Here is a 14,991-nt window from a genome sequence, read left to right on the forward strand (position 1 = left end):
AAATGAGTATCTTTTGAAAAAGTTCAACATTATGCGTTAGCGATTAGAAATCGCCATTGAAATACTCACTTTTCAAATCTCCATACACACCTATATTTGCAAGTCCCGACAAACCATCTACAAGGGTTTGTGTAATTTCCAACAAGTTCTTTTTCGTAACGCCATCCGCCACCATGAAAGCAACAGTCACAATCGGAACTGCAGCAGCCAATGCCGTACCCAACTCTGAATGGAAATTTGATAACTCGTCTTTACTTAAAATTGCCTGATCGGCAAACCCAGTTCCTTCATGAGGAGTATCAAAGAAAAGAATTTTATCTACATCACCCCTGTATTTGTCGCCCTGTACATATTCACGAGCAACCATACCTCCGGTTCCTTTCGAAATAATAACATAACGTGAAGGAACTAAATCTGGGCGTTCCTTTTCCAATTCAGCAAGTGTAGGAACTCGGCCTTTTTTAGACTTGAAACCTGAAATCCAATCATACAGGCGTCCATCCATATTTGCATATGAGGCATTAATTATTGTTTGAGGGGCATACAAACCAACTGAAACACTCCATGCATTCCTTTTCATTTGTGCTTTCTGTTTGATTTCAGTAGCAGTATTACTATCAAGTTTCGGAAGATTAGATTCATTCAGCATTTCCTTAAACCAATGTTCCAAGGCCTCATCCATAATAGAACCAACCTTAGCCTTGCTACTAGAATTTACATATGTAATTTGCCCCTTTGAAGCATCATACGATGCATTATAAGAATCACAATTCGTTGTATACCAAGCATCGGCATGCTTCGAAAGTTCATCAATCATTTCGGACGGACTCTGAGACGGATTGAAATACGGTCTAGAATATATTTGGGCCTTAGAATTCGCCACTTCTTCCTGAAGAAATTTCGCAACACCCGTTTTTCCCCACGTTTCGCTAGATTCGTAGTTAAAGTCAGCGCAGTATTTTTCATACAATCCATGACTCTTAGGAGCCATTCCATCCAACAGAATAAACAAAGTGCCTTGAGCACTTTCCATCGGCTTTGCAAACAGGGACACAACCAAAGATAAAAATAGGATTACGTAGTTTGGACGCATTTTTACTCCTAACACAGAAAACTACGTAAAATAAAAAAATATATATATATAATTTGTAAAGAGTTTTTTCTACAAATTTACACAAAATTTACAAGTTGTTTTCACCATAGAAGACTGATACGCTATCATTCGAGAAAATTATCGGAAACGATTCACCTTGTCGGCCAAATTGTATCTCAAGCCAATTTTTCCTATCTATTCCACCATTTTCCAAAAGCCGATAAACTCTATCATCTATCTGCAATTTAGGTCCCCAGAATCGGATTTCTGACATTTGCTTCACCCATATTGAATCAAGAATTTCTTGTTTTTCATTCAATAATTTTAAGGTATCCGAATCTATGGCAAGACATATAAAAGAAGAATCCCTGTAATAGAAATCTAAACATCTCCCTTTCCACATCATACTCGACATTTCCACTTCTTTCAATAATTTCTCTTTATCATCTAGATAGAAATAAAATCTTCTAACCGCCGAGACGGAACCTTCCTCATTGGAATAAAACGTATTTATTTGCATTTTACTATCTATCGAATCAATAGAAACTTTTTCATCAGATATTTCCAAATCTTCAACAACATTTTTGTCAAAATTCCATTTTAACGCTTTGTTCACTTTAAATGGAGGAAATTTATAATCATAAAAAATCAAATTTGTTTTATCTAATTGAAACACACATGCTCCACAAGGTGTTGACGGAGCTACAAGTTCTCTTAGAACTTCTTCTCTATACATATTTACTAAGAAAAACTTTGACTCAACCAAATTCCATTCAGTATCATATCCCTGAAGATATGATGAATAGGATTCCACCAAGTTCTCATAATCCACATTCAACAAAGCTAATGAGTCACTATACACAGCAACAAGCGAAACACGTACTCTAGAATCAACAACCTTATCATCTCTAGAACATGCACTAAATAACAGCATAGAGATCATTAACAAACAATATACCATCTTTTTCATCTTATTATAAAGATAGTTATAAGAACAAAAAAATATCAAGATGCTTTAAAAAAACATTGAATAGCAATAAGCCGGGCGTTGCGGGTGCGGCGTCTGAGCACCCGCTCGAAGGGGTGATGAGCTATAAGCGCAAGCGTGTGCGAACCAGGGGAAGGCTTTCCCCTATATTCTTGCAAATTTACATGAAATTTACAATTTGTCCGATTCGTATATAAAACTATTGCCAACTCCATCCGTGATTTTTAGATTACCGGAATCAGAATGTTCAATATCATACAAATAGTGTAAGGATACATTCTCCCCATCATACAAGCCCCATATTTTTCCATTATAGATATATCGGCCTTTAAAAAACACATAATGTTCATCACCAACATGCAAAGAGTCAACAATATCCCCCTCACTATCAAGAACCATCATACAACAATCCTTTATCTGCAAACAATAGAGTCCTCTTTCGTCTTGCATCACATCACTGCACTCATAATTTACGTATTCAGCCATGGATATTTGACCATTTCCCCAATTCGCATACCCCTTACGTACATAATAATTATCACTCCTTATTGAAGCACCGCCTTTGACGACATTTGTAGGAAGCGTCTCTCGCGAAACTACAGACCAATTTTCCAATACATTAGAATGATAATTCCACGCCGAGGCTTTAGTTAATTCCGACCTTCCATTTTTTTCATAATACCAATAAAATAGAAGCAGAGAATCCGAGATAACAACCCAATTCATAGGTGTTGAAAGCGGATAATCAACCTCCTTATAAATTTTTTCTTCTCGCATATCTACATAAACATATTTTCTGCCAACAACATCAGTTCTTTCGTCCATACCCGAAATGTATGACGAATAGAATTCCACTTTTTCATTAGACTCCACTAAAAGAAGCCCAGTGGTATCATCAACCAATGTTACAAACTCAACAGAATTAAACCGGTCTATCACCCGTTCTTCGTAGGAACACGCTACCAAAAAGAGCAATGCAACAAAGGATACACAGATTAACAAATTCTTCATGTTTTAAATATAGCTCTATACAACATAAAATCAAGACAAAAAGGACTGCATCGCTGCAGTCCTTTGAATGTTTGGGTTCGCAGGTCTGGATCCTTCGCGCTTACGCACTCAGGATGACGTTTACGTTACACTTCCTCAATGGAAGCATGATATTCCTGCAAGCTCTTCACTTCGCCCTTGCCAGCCTTAGCAGCCGCAATGCCCTTGACGGTGTCGAGAGCGGCGGCGAGAGTGGTGATGTAAGGAGTCTTGTATTGGACGCCTTTGGCGTCCGTACTGCGGTTCGGTCATACAAAAATAGCTTGCAAAGCGCAAGCATTTTTGTGCGACGCTCACCTTGCGTACTATTGATGGCAGCCTTACGGATGGCGCATGGGCATAGCCCAAATGCTTGGCTCAGCCATGCCAGAAAACAAGTTTTCTGTCGCGGCATTCGCCTTGTGCATTTGTCATCGGCAACAGCGCCGCGGCGAGCCCACGGGGTGTTGATGATGAGGTTCACCTGCTTGTTCAGGATGACATCCAGAACGTTGGGGCGGCCTTCGGCGATCTTGTTCACCACTTCGCACTTGACACCAGCCTTTTCGTAGAACTTGGCGGTGCCTTCGGTTGCATAGATCTTGAAGCCCAGTTCCTGGAAAACACCATAAGCCGAGTGCTGCGACCACGCTTGCGTGGACATTGCCGAGGCGTGGATGTTTCTGGAAACGCTGGCCCACTTCGATTTCCTGGTCGCAGAGGTTGGTCTTGTCGGACAAACTAATCAGCACGGCACCGGAAGACGGGAGGATAGAACCTGCAGCTTCCTGGCTCTTGTAGTAAGCCAGGGCGAAGTCTTCGGAGAGGCCCAGCACTTCACCGGTGGAACGCATTTCAGGGCCGAGAACCGGGTCAACCTTGGGGAACTTGTCAAACGGGAACACAGCTTCCTTGGCGCCGTGGTGCTTGAAAACCCTTAAGCCGAGTGTCGCGGGCAAGCTTGCTTGCACATGACCGAGGCGCATTGGGTTTCTACAACTTCTTGTCCTTCAGCTTCAGATCTTCCAGCTTTTCACCCATCATGAGGCGGGTAGCAAGGCGGGCCATCTGAGTGTTACAGACCTTGGAAACTAGAGGCACGGTACGAGATGCGCGGGGGTTGGCTTCGAGAACGAAAACCTTGTCGTCTTCGATAGCGTACTGCATGTTCATGAGACCGCAAAACGTCTCAAGGTGAGTGTCGCGACAGACCGCTTGCGGGCTGGCATGACCGAACCGAAGACGTTTTTGGAAACGTGGAGGGATTCAGCAAAACACCGCAAGGCGAGTGCAGCGACTGTGCTTGCACGGGCGTTGCCGAGCCGAGGTGTTTCTAGAATCTTGCGAGTGTAATCCTTGATGGTCTTCAGGTTGGACGCCTACGGCGTCCGCTGCTGCGCTCGGTCATAAAAATAAACAAGTTTATTTTTGCGACACTCGCTTGCAAGCTATTTGCCTCGGTAATGGTCTCCGGCGGGATAATGCAGGCGGAGTCACCGGAGTGGACACCTGCAAGTTCCACGTGTTCCATCACGGACGGAATGTAAACGTGTTCGCCATCAGAGAGGGCGTCGGCTTCGCATTCCAGAGCGTTGTGGAGGAAATGGTCGATGAGGAGCGGGCGATCCGGGGTAATGCCAACAGCCTTGGCAACGTATTCGCGGAGCATGTTTTCGTCGTAGATGACTTCCATGCCGCGGCCACCAAGCACGAAGCTGGGGCGGATCATCACAGGGTAGCCACCGATCTGCTTGACGCAAGCGAGGGCTTCGTCGATGTTGGTAGCCATGCCGCTTTCGGGCATGGGGATTTCAAGCAGGTCCATCATCTTGCGGAACAGGTCGCGGTCTTCAGCGATATCGATGGAATCGATGCTGGTACCGAGAATCTTCACGCCTTCGTCGCTGAGTGCGCGGGCGATGTTCAGCGGAGTAATCTTTTGGACGTTCCCCGCGCTCCGCACGGGTCGGGCTATATTTTATGGGTTGCCCGGTTCACTCCGCAACCACCGTGATCACATATAGCAAACTAATTATCATTTTGCAGACAAAATAAAATTATTTTTTTCGTATCTCATTTATACAAAAAATGTCTACTCGTCTAATTTGAGTATTTCTTTATACAAAAAGACCAGCTTTTTCAAGCCGGCCTTTTTCATTTGGATGCATAATTTAACGTACAAATCCCAGTCTGCCTTCCCCGCTCTGCAGATATTGATTCATATAATCCTTTGCAATCTTGCAGGCCTCGGGCAAAGGCTTACCTAGAGCCACATTGGCAAGAATGGCAGAACTCAAGACACAGCCGGTGCCGTGCTTTCCACAGCCAGGCAAGCGGGGACTTGCAAACTTGTATTCGGCACCATCCATAATCAAGGTATCTACGGAATCAGCGCCTTCTGCATGTCCGCCCTTCAAAAGCACCGCGCAATCCTTCCCCATCTGGATTTCGCCTTTTTGCTGCGCCGCTTCCAGACCGAGGAACTTGTATTCATCTGCATTAGGCGTTACCAAGTCAATCATCTTCATGACCGGCAAGAATTCTGCGGCATCACGCATAAAATGGAATCCAGCGCTGGCGCTAGCAATGGGATCCCACACAATAAAGGCGTCCGGCGACTTTTCACGAACAAACTCCACAATACGTTTCAGAATCTTGGCCTTTTCTACCAAACCTATTTTCACGTACTTAAAAGTATGCTTTCGGAAGAGCGTTTCCAACTGGGCTTCGATTCGTTCCCAGATAACCCAACCAGGCGCCACAAACTCATCTTCATTCTGTTCGGTCAGAGCCGTGCAGACAGCCTGGCCATACACCCCAAAATGAGCCATGGTCTTAATGTCAGAAATAAAACCCGCACCGGCGCTACCGTCAAAACCGGCAATGGTCAAAGCATAAATCATATCGTTATTTTCAGCCATGAAATCCTCGAAAAGCATTCCTAACGACAAGTAAGATAAATAAAAAAAGCCTAACAGGCCATATTTTTAAAAAGGAGAAGAAATAAAAAATATTTATGCAGACAAGAATTTCATATTGTGTAAAGAAATGAATTATAAATCAGTCTGCCGCTAGAAATAAACTGCAATCAAGGCAGCCGTCGTCACACAGATCAGCACAACCGCAGGCACAATAGGCTTGCGCATGCTCTTGGCCCCAAGGAAGAATACCAGGCCACCCTTAGTCAACGTGTTGGCGAGACTGGCAAAGAGGAACGCCAGCACCAGTTCCCGTACAGGCAATCCAGACTTCAAATGCATATCGATTACGGAGAATGCCACCGCATCCATCTCGGCGGCACCGCCAAGGAAACTGCAGGCCAAAAGAGCACCGGCCCCCAGATAGACTCGGGCGGCATTAGCCACAAACATCACCGCGGTAAATACAACGCCAAACTTAATAGCCGGCAAAAGTTTGAAGGGATTAGAAAATCCAGCGGAATGTTCCTGGCGCTTACGGCTGGTACGCAGTTTCAGGAACAGCGCATAAGCCAAGCTGGGCACCACAGGAACCAGCAACGGCAATGCCAAGGGGCCAGCAAGGCTTCCACTCAAGGCAATGCAAATCAAATACAGACGCACATACATCACCGACCAGCTGAGAACGATTCCCAAGGTAAAGTCAGACGCATACGCTTCGTTTTCGCGACTGCGGCCTGCCAAATTCAAAGTGAGAGCCGTACTGCTGGCAATGCCCCCAAGAACTCCGGTCAGCCAGATTCCCTTACCCGGGCCCACAATCTTGATAAGCACGTAGCCTACAAAACCGATGCCAGAAATAAACACCACAAAAAGCCAGATGGTATGGGGGTTCAGAACTTGCAGTCCCGCAGGCCCATAAGCCTGATTAGGAAGGAAGGGCAACACCAGCGCAGAAATCACAGCAAACTTTACCGTGGCTAGCACATCTTCGCGGGAAAGTTTTTTCGCAAAATCATGAAGTTGCTGTTTAACCGTAAGAATCCAGAGCATCACCACCATAATGACGCAAGATTCCAACAGTTTGCCGTACCAGCACAAGGCCCCAAGCAAATACACAATTACAAGAGCCACGCTGGTGGTAATGCCCGCCGCAGGGGCAGCACCCCCTTCAGAACCTACAGACGATTCCACGTGATGGCTCAGTCCAAAAGCTATATGGGACGCCACCAGCAAAAGACCAATCACAATAAAGCCTGCGACAAAGGGTGCAGCACTTTCCATCAGGCCACACAACATGGCCACCATGGCACCGCCAAGCCCTACCAAAGTAAACGTACGAACACCCGCCGGATGACGATCCGTCGCATCGAAATAGGTATGCTCGCGCTGCAAGCCAATAATCAAGCCGATACCAATAGCAGCCACGAGTTTGTAGAATACGTTAAACTCAAGCATAATGCTAATCTATATACGGCCTTCCAAAAAAGGAAACCATGTCATATAAAAAAAAGGACTTGCCTTAAACAATCTGGGCAAATCCTTAGTCCAACTTGAAATAAGAAATCTATCGACGGATCAAATCCGACTTCATGCCGACCTTCATGGCATACATTTTCTTATCGGCAGCGGAGTACACCCCACTTGCACTCATGGGGCCGCATTCGCTGCGGTACGACACACCGTAAGCCGCTTCCAGAGGAACTGGCAAACCGGATTTTCCCACAAGCATCTTATCCTTCATAGAGTTGATTGCAAAATTGATATCTTCCAGATGTTCTTCACGGACAATGGCAACAAATTCATCACCACCCATACGGATTGTCGCACCCACACCCTCAAAGGAGCCTCTCAAGATATTCGCAAAGACCTTGATCAGACGGTCACCCGTGCTGTGGCCATACTTGTCGTTCACATACTTCAAGCCGTTCATGTCGATGCTGACAATGGCGAAATCTCCGTCGGACCTATCCAGCACATCAAAAATCTGTTGGCACTTGGCGCGGTTATAAAGCCCGGTCAGGCTGTCGATATACACCATGGCGGCAAGCACTTCCTTTTCGGTCCTGTCGGCCACCAGTTTATACAAATAAACCAAATAGCTCAAGACCAAAAGCATCACAAAGCTCAAGGTTCCCAGGGGAATCCAGGTCACGTCCCAGCGAAAAGATTCAATAGCCAAATACTTAAAGACGTTGTATCGGATCAAGTCCGCAAAGGCCACAACACCAAAGGAAAGAACACCCCATGTCAGGAACTTTCCAGACAGGTCCGTCTTCTTGCTGTAGACCACGCCACTGAATGCCATATACAGGAAAGCAACACCCACATAAATATGGAAGGGCAACAAGGTCTGGGGGAAATGCAGAACGTTGGTAAAATGCAGAATAGAAGTAACCAGGGCATAGCAGGCGCCAAAGGCAACCAGCGTTACCAAGCCCCACCACCTCCAGGTCTTAATCTGACCACGACGCATATCCATCAGCAGGAATCCCAACGGAATCGGGGACATATACAAGCTGAAATATTCAATGGTGGTGTTAAAGGAAAAGTTAAACGAAAAGACCTGAATCAATTTTGTGTAGCAGAGAGTCCATGTTCCCAGGGATAGGGAAAGCAAACCGATCATCTGGAATCTGAAATAACCGGTACTGAAAAAACTGACTACAGCACAGATAACCACCGATAGCAGTCCGAACAGAATCAGGAAGATACCCACAAACAAGGCCAGCGCATGTGACGCAAAAAAGTCCGTATTGGCATAGCTAGATGGCAGGATATCGATGGGAGAGAAATTCGAGAAGGCTCCGTCTTCGGTAGCCTGAATGGAGATACGAATACGCTTGCCGGCAGAATTGGGACCAAGATACACATAGTGCATACCGCTTCCCACAATGCGGTTACTCTCGTAAAGTTTATCGCCATAGGCATAGATCAGTTCTTCATCTTCGAAGACCTTCACCACACTATGGTAAACCTTGAAGCGCATAACCGAGCGAGGGAACGTATTGCTGGGGAGCTTGCGCTCCAAAACAACTACTTCATCCTTATCCACCGTCTTGGGCAATATGTGTCCGGCGATTTTCGGGACATGCTTAGTTTCCCCATTTACAACAAGAGTCCAGTCATTGTCCAGGGACATGACGAGGTCAGAGACACCGCTATCCTTTGTAGCATTAAAGAAGAAAAAGGTCAGGATGATCATCGCAATGGTCACCGTGAACGAGATAATCTTGTTTACCTTCTTCGACATTTAATCCTACAAACCTATAAAACTAGCGTTCCCACACCTCGAACGTGGTCACGAAGTCGTTCTTTTCGTCGGCCGGGAAATCTTCAGAGCTAACCTTGCGCCAGCCCTCACCCCAGTCCGGGAAAAACACATCTCCATCCACATTTGCGTGAACTCTAGTTAGATATAACTTTTTTGTAAGAGGCATGGCAGCATTATATATAGCCGCCCCCCCAATAATAAAGCATTCTTCCTCTCCTGCAGCCTCTGCAGCCTTAATAGCGGACTCCAAATCGCCGCAAACGACACAGCCAGGAGCAGCAAACTCAGGATTTCGAGTCAATACATAGTTCGTACGATTCGGCAGAGGTCTCCCGATATCATCGTAGTTCTTGCGACCCAGTATGATGGAATGACCTGTTGTAATCGCCTTAAAGCGTTTCAAATCAGCAGACAGATGCCAAGGCAAATGACCATCACGGCCAATCACATTGTTTTCGGAAACAGCGACAATAGCAGAAATCAACATAGGAAATAGTGGCTAGTGGTTAGTGATTAGTGGTTAGTGATTTGTAGGTAGCGTCAACTATTTGCTGACAACTGTTTACTAACCACAGACCACTGATTAAACGGCGATGGGAGCCTTAATGGTGGGCCACGGATCGTAATCAACCAGTTCGAAATCCTCAAACTTAAAGTCGAAGAGGTCCTTGATTTCGGGATTCAACTTCATGGTAGGCAGCTTGCGAGGTTCGCGGGAAAGCTGTTCCTTTACCTGTTCGAAATGGTTGGAATACAGATGAGTGTCACCCAGGGTGTGGATGAATTCGCCCGGTTCATAATCGCAAACCTGAGCCAGCATCAAAGTCAACAGAGCATAGCTGGCAATATTGAACGGAACCCCCAGGAAGGTGTCTGCGCTACGCTGATACAGCTGACAGGAAAGCTTGCGCTTGCCAGATGCGCCAACGCCACCTACATAGAACTGGAAGAGGCAGTGGCAAGGGGGCAAGGCCATCTTATCCACTTCGGAAACGTTCCAGGCACAAACCAAGTGGCGGCGAGAGTCGGGATTGTTCTTCAGACTGTTCACCAGGTTCTTGATCTGATCGATGTGTCCGCCCTCAGGTGTGGGCCAGCTGCGCCACTGATGACCATATACCGGTCCCAGGTCGCCATTTTCATCAGCCCATTCGTCCCAGATGGTCACCTTGTTATCGTGAAGATATTTGATGTTGGTGTCGCCCATCAAGAACCACAGCAATTCGTGGATGATGGAACGAAGGTGGAGCTTCTTTGTAGTCAAACAGGGAAAGCCCTTGGACAAGTCGTAACGGCACTGACGACCAAAAACGGAACGGGTTCCAGTTCCAGTGCGATCGGAGCGGTCAACGCCGTTTTCCATAATGTCTTTCAGAAGATCGAGATATTGCTGCATAGAGGGTAACGCGGAAAGGTTAAAGGTTAAGAGAGGCGAGAGACGAGATATGAGTTGTTATAATCGCGCCGGGGGCGCCTTACTTTAACTCACTGTTCAAAACTCATTGCCCACAGCTCAATTCACTGTTCACTATTCACTGCCATTTGTTCGTTGCCGAAAAGTTCCAGTCGCTTGTAGGGCTTCGCACCTTCGACTTCCTTTTCTACCAGCAGGCGGTTCAGGGCATTCAAAATCAAGTCCTGCGTATGGCGGGGAACGGGCTTCTTGCCGAGGCGAGCCTTCTGCACCATCTTATGGTTAAGGTGTTCAGCATCCATTTCCACCAGGTCATGGTTAGAAGCATCAATAGCAGTCAAAATTTCATCAAGCTTTGTCATAACATTAAAGATAACAAAAAAGCCCCCGGACTTTTTGTCCGAGGGCTTCATTCGCTAATATCGCGTTGTTCGATTACGGAACGTAGTTGCTATGGCAGCTCATACCGTCATCGTCCGGGCTTACGAAGACCATTTCGATACGGCGGTTGTTTTCACGGCCATCAGCAGTGCTGTTGTCGTCGACCGGGCAAGTCGGGCCCATACCAATTGCCTTGATACGATCCTTCTTCACGCCAGCCTTGGTCAGTTCCTTCATCACGGATTCTGCACGCTGCTGAGAAAGCTTGGTGTTGGTCTTTTCCTTACCAACGTTGTCGGTATGACCCTGGATAACGATCTTCAGATCCTTATACTCGTCATTTTCGACAAGCTTCTTAGCAATGGACTTCAGAATCTTCTTGGCGTTGGATTCAAGGGTAGCCTTACCAGACTTGAAGGTTACGCCGTCCAGCTTTTCAGGAGCCTTCTTGGGGCAACCGTGGCCATCGTCACCGGCAATATCCGGGCAACGGTCGATACCGGTACATACATCCTTGAACTGATCCAGGAGCTTCTTATCAGCAACCCACTGAGAGCAGATGCCATCCTTATCGGAGTCCGGATCGTCGTCAATCGGGCAACCCTTATTCCATTCCGGACCTGCTTCATCTTCGCAGCGGTCAATACCATGGCAGACATCCTTGAACTGGTCAAGCATACCCTGCTTCTTCACCCACGGAGAGCAGAGGCTATCCTGGTCGGGGTCCGGATTTTCAGCCGGGCAGCCCTTATTCCATTCCGGACCTGCTTCCACCGGGCACTTATCGACGCCGTGGCAGATATTTGCAAAGTCCTTCTGCATACCCTTTTCAGTTACCCAAGGTGCGCACAGAGAGTCACCATCGGCATCCGGATTGTCCATGGGGCAACCCTGAGCGAAAGCTTCACCGGCTTCAGTCGGGCACTTATCGATACCCTGGCAGATACCTTCGTACTGTTCCAGCAAGCCCTTCTCAGTTACCCAAGGATCGCAGAAGCCATCCTGGTCGGTATCCGGATTACCCAGCGGGCAACCTTCGTTGTTTGCCGGACCGAATTCGGTGGGGCACTTATCGATACCCTTACAGGTCTTTTCAATGAAGTATTCAGCCTTCAGGTTTTCATCTTCAGCAGCCTTTTCGAAGTAGTAGCCCATCTTCTTCTGAGTTACCCATTCGTCGCAAAGGCCGTCGTTATCGGAGTCCGGATCATCCCACGGGCAGCCCTTATTGGCCTTAGTACCTGCTTCACCCGGGCACATATCGTAACCCTTACATACGTCAGCAAATTCGTTCAGAACGCCTTCGTCAGTTACCCACGGAGAGCAGAGACCGTCATTATCCGGGTCCGGCTGCTTGGTGGGGCAACCATTGAATGCAGGAGAACCGGCCTGGTTCGGGCATTCATCGATGCCGTCGCAAACATCCTTGAACTTCTTCTGCATCTTTCTCTGAGATACCCAAGGATCGCAGACACCATCTTCATCCGGGTCCGGATTACCCAGCGGGCAACCATCTTCGCCTTCACCCGGTTCGTTGGGGCACTGGTCTACGCCTTCGCAAACTTCGGAGAATTCATCCAGGAAGCCCTTTTCGGCAACCCAGGCATCGCAAACGCCATCTTCGTCAGCATCGGGATTACCCAGCGGGCAACCCTGGTTCAGACGATGACCGTAGTCATCCGGGCACTTATCTTCATCATCCACGACGCCATCGCCATCGCGGTCCTGGGCAAGCAGGAAGCCACTCCAGGTAAGACCACCGTAAACGGTGTATTCCGGATTCACGCGAGTAGGCATGTAGTTAACCTTGTTGCCATTTCCATCCTTGTTGGGGATAGAGACGACAACACCCTTTTCCCCACCCAGATAGTAAGAAGCACCCATATGGAGATCCAGACCAACAGGCAGATGGAACACCAGGGCTCCGGTCAACTGCTTGGAGTCAAATTTCTGATCTTCCACAGGCCAACCACCAACATTCGTGGTTATACCATCCAACTGGATATCCCAGTGATATTCCAGGAACAGGGACAGGAAGTCCAGGAAGTAAATTTCTGCGGCAGCATTCAAGTAAGGCAGAGACAGATATTCGCTATTAGTTGTATAGCGGTAGCCACCATTCAAGTGGAGCAGGAACGGATAGGCGTCAGTCTTTTCAAGATCCATGGTCACGGCAAGGCCGAAGTCCAGGGTGGTATTCTTGGTACCATACGGATAGGCAACACCAGTGTTCTTGTTTACGTATTCCGGATAGCGAACCCAAAGGCCCTGCTTCTTGGCATCAGCAGTACCAGCAGCGACACCAGCATAGACGGCCACGTCCATGGGCTGATCTTCGGGAAGAGGGAAGCGAGCCTTCAAGTCACCCTTCAGGTTACCGACATAACCCATCTTTTCCATGTCGCCGTTTTCGCCACGCTTGTACTGGTCATAGTACACAGGCAGGGTAACGCCCAAGTCAAAGTAATGCCAGATACCGATGGCAAAACCCACATTAGCGTTGATACCCGTAAAATCAGCAACAGGAAGTCCGTCTGCACCTGCAGGGAACATGTTGTTGCCAAATGTGGCATCACCCAAAAGGGTAAACACCAGCTTGGAATGTCCAAGAGACTGGGCAGACTGGGTGTTATTCACACCGACAAAGCCTTCCTTATTGATTGTCTGGGGATGACCTGCAAAGGCAGAAGCCGCCAAAGCGAGGGCAAGACCCATAGCTACTTTTTTCATAGCATCTCCTTATGAGTGGGGCGCCACCAAACACGGCACCCAGAAATTAACTAAGTAAAATATAGTTTCTTGACAAAAAAACTTATAAAAGCATTAGCCAAAATGCGATTAAAAACACACAAAAGGGGGGGCGCAGCCCCTTTGTGAACAAAGATTTACATACAATTCGGTGTTGCGAAAATCACATCACAAAAGCACTCTACATTTCCATACCCCGTTCAAACAGTTCCGAGTGGAGCCGACAAATGCTGGTAAACCCCTTACGTCCCACTATAATATGATCCAGAACGGGAATCTGGAGAATTTTTCCCGACGCACAGAGAATCCGCGTAATGGAAATATCTTCCTGACTGGGAGACGTCGAACCCGAAGGGTGATTGTGGGCGAAAATAACAGACACGGCACGGTCTTCGATTGCACGGGCAAAAGCTTCACGAGGATGAACCGGAGTCTGATTCACAAGCCCGGTCGTCAATTCATGAACGCGGATGACGTCGTTGGAGGAATTAAGCGTCACCAATACAAGATGTTCCTGTTCCTCATACTTCATATAGGAAAGCCTAGGCAGCAAATCTTCGGGCGAAGAAACGGAGCTCACGTTACCACTGAGGATATAGCGCCCCGACAATTCAAGGCAGGCAAGGACCTGGGATGCCTTTACACGGCCCAGCCCCTTGATCTTACGCAGACGCTGAAGCGAAGGAATCGTCGATTCAGAAGAAAGAAAATCTGCCAGATGCCTGGACAATTCAAAAACATCGCAATTCTGGCAGCCGCTACCGAGAATCAGCGCAAGCAGTTCCTCATTGCTCATAGCCGAGGGACCAAGCCGTTCAATTTTCTCGCGAGGAAGAAGCGACGAATTTTCAACAGGGACCTGATAGACCAAGGCACAATCCTTTACAGAAATCGCATTATACGGAACCATAAAACTCCTTTTTTGAAAGGTTCTCTCTTATACACGAGTTTTTCAAAAAAAGATTCGCTTACATTTTGCTTTCATTTATAATTCCGCATTCAAGGAAAGGTTTTTCAGTTCCCAAAAGGCATTCAAACCTTTTATTTTCACGGTTCATCAGTCCAAAACGTTCATTTTCAGCGAACAAAAAACAACATGAGGCAACATTTACAGAAATAAAAACGTGTTTTTAATCAAACAAAAGA

At 47.0% G+C, this 14,991-nt stretch carries 11 protein-coding genes and 2 pseudogenes; all 13 read right to left on the reverse strand.

All coding sequences use genetic code 11. From position 1 onward, the window contains the following. Positions 1-43: 43 nt before the first annotated feature. The 13 genes and pseudogenes from B7992_RS12630 to radC all read right to left on the reverse strand — a co-directional run bounded on the left by B7992_RS12630 (position 44) and on the right by radC (position 14,755). Positions 44-1,093: a hypothetical protein gene (locus B7992_RS12630; protein ID WP_088666440.1), complete on the reverse strand. Its 1,050-nt coding sequence runs from the start codon at positions 1,091-1,093 to the stop codon at positions 44-46. Positions 1,094-1,181: 88 nt separating this feature from the next. Further along, positions 1,182-2,063 (reverse strand): hypothetical protein, encoded by an 882-nt coding sequence (locus B7992_RS12635; protein ID WP_139258161.1) that lies wholly within the window; start codon positions 2,061-2,063, stop codon positions 1,182-1,184. Positions 2,064-2,252: 189 nt separating this feature from the next. Continuing rightward, entirely contained in the window at positions 2,253-3,092 is an 840-nt protein-coding gene (locus tag B7992_RS12640; RefSeq protein ID WP_088666441.1) for a hypothetical protein, read from the reverse strand. 463 nt (positions 3,093-3,555) lie between these two features. Then, positions 3,556-4,289 (reverse strand): annotated as a pseudogene (locus tag B7992_RS17445) (hypothetical protein); the annotation flags it as partial. Between the two features lie 277 nt (positions 4,290-4,566). Beyond that, positions 4,567-5,043 (reverse strand): annotated as a pseudogene (locus B7992_RS12650) (carbamoyl phosphate synthase large subunit); the annotation flags it as partial. A 238-nt stretch (positions 5,044-5,281) separates the two neighbouring features. Next, positions 5,282-6,031, reverse strand: a complete 750-nt coding sequence (locus B7992_RS12655) for a hydroxymethylpyrimidine/phosphomethylpyrimidine kinase (protein ID WP_254793639.1) — start codon at positions 6,029-6,031, stop codon at positions 5,282-5,284. A gap of 150 nt (positions 6,032-6,181) precedes the next feature. Then, complete coding sequence (locus B7992_RS12660) at positions 6,182-7,486, reverse strand: MgtC/SapB family protein (RefSeq protein WP_073156430.1); 1,305 nt, start codon at positions 7,484-7,486, stop codon at positions 6,182-6,184. Between the two features lie 109 nt (positions 7,487-7,595). Continuing rightward, positions 7,596-9,281: a GGDEF domain-containing protein gene (locus tag B7992_RS12665; RefSeq protein WP_088666443.1), complete on the reverse strand. Its 1,686-nt coding sequence runs from the start codon at positions 9,279-9,281 to the stop codon at positions 7,596-7,598. A gap of 22 nt (positions 9,282-9,303) precedes the next feature. After that, entirely contained in the window at positions 9,304-9,789 is a 486-nt protein-coding gene (locus B7992_RS12670; RefSeq protein ID WP_088666444.1) for a dihydrofolate reductase, read from the reverse strand. Between the two features lie 96 nt (positions 9,790-9,885). Further along, complete coding sequence (locus B7992_RS12675; protein ID WP_073156421.1) at positions 9,886-10,698, reverse strand: thymidylate synthase; 813 nt, start codon at positions 10,696-10,698, stop codon at positions 9,886-9,888. A 122-nt stretch (positions 10,699-10,820) separates the two neighbouring features. Beyond that, a complete protein-coding gene (locus tag B7992_RS12680) occupies positions 10,821-11,078 on the reverse strand; it encodes a hypothetical protein (RefSeq protein ID WP_088666450.1) in 258 nt (85 codons plus the stop codon). A gap of 73 nt (positions 11,079-11,151) precedes the next feature. Continuing rightward, positions 11,152-13,827, reverse strand: coding sequence for an OmpA family protein (locus B7992_RS12685; protein ID WP_141100467.1), 2,676 nt, complete (start codon positions 13,825-13,827; stop codon positions 11,152-11,154). A 199-nt stretch (positions 13,828-14,026) separates the two neighbouring features. After that, complete coding sequence (radC, locus tag B7992_RS12690; RefSeq protein ID WP_083539601.1) at positions 14,027-14,755, reverse strand: DNA repair protein RadC; 729 nt, start codon at positions 14,753-14,755, stop codon at positions 14,027-14,029. Positions 14,756-14,991 lie beyond the last annotated feature (236 nt).

Origin of the sequence: Fibrobacter sp. UWH1 (assembly GCF_002210365.1) — a bacterium.
Classification (GTDB): Bacteria; Fibrobacterota; Fibrobacteria; order Fibrobacterales; family Fibrobacteraceae; genus Fibrobacter.

What these genes read in the sequence shown, in the direction of transcription:
- B7992_RS12640 (WP_088666441.1), bottom strand. Translation starts at nt 3,092, where the DNA reads ATGAAGAATTTGTTAATCTGTGTATCCTTTGTTGCATTGCTCTTTTTG.
- B7992_RS12655 (WP_254793639.1), bottom strand. Translation starts at nt 6,031, where the DNA reads ATGGCTGAAAATAACGATATGATTTATGCTTTGACCATTGCCGGTTTT.
- B7992_RS12680 (WP_088666450.1), bottom strand. Translation starts at nt 11,078, where the DNA reads ATGACAAAGCTTGATGAAATTTTGACTGCTATTGATGCTTCTAACCAT.
- B7992_RS12685 (WP_141100467.1), bottom strand. Translation starts at nt 13,827, where the DNA reads ATGAAAAAAGTAGCTATGGGTCTTGCCCTCGCTTTGGCGGCTTCTGCC.
- radC (WP_083539601.1), bottom strand. Translation starts at nt 14,755, where the DNA reads ATGGTTCCGTATAATGCGATTTCTGTAAAGGATTGTGCCTTGGTCTAT.
- B7992_RS12670 (WP_088666444.1), bottom strand. Translation starts at nt 9,789, where the DNA reads ATGTTGATTTCTGCTATTGTCGCTGTTTCCGAAAACAATGTGATTGGC.
- B7992_RS12665 (WP_088666443.1), bottom strand. Translation starts at nt 9,281, where the DNA reads ATGTCGAAGAAGGTAAACAAGATTATCTCGTTCACGGTGACCATTGCG.
- B7992_RS12660 (WP_073156430.1), bottom strand. Translation starts at nt 7,486, where the DNA reads ATGCTTGAGTTTAACGTATTCTACAAACTCGTGGCTGCTATTGGTATC.
- B7992_RS12635 (WP_139258161.1), bottom strand. Translation starts at nt 2,063, where the DNA reads ATGAAAAAGATGGTATATTGTTTGTTAATGATCTCTATGCTGTTATTT.
- B7992_RS12675 (WP_073156421.1), bottom strand. Translation starts at nt 10,698, where the DNA reads ATGCAGCAATATCTCGATCTTCTGAAAGACATTATGGAAAACGGCGTT.
- B7992_RS12630 (WP_088666440.1), bottom strand. Translation starts at nt 1,093, where the DNA reads ATGCGTCCAAACTACGTAATCCTATTTTTATCTTTGGTTGTGTCCCTG.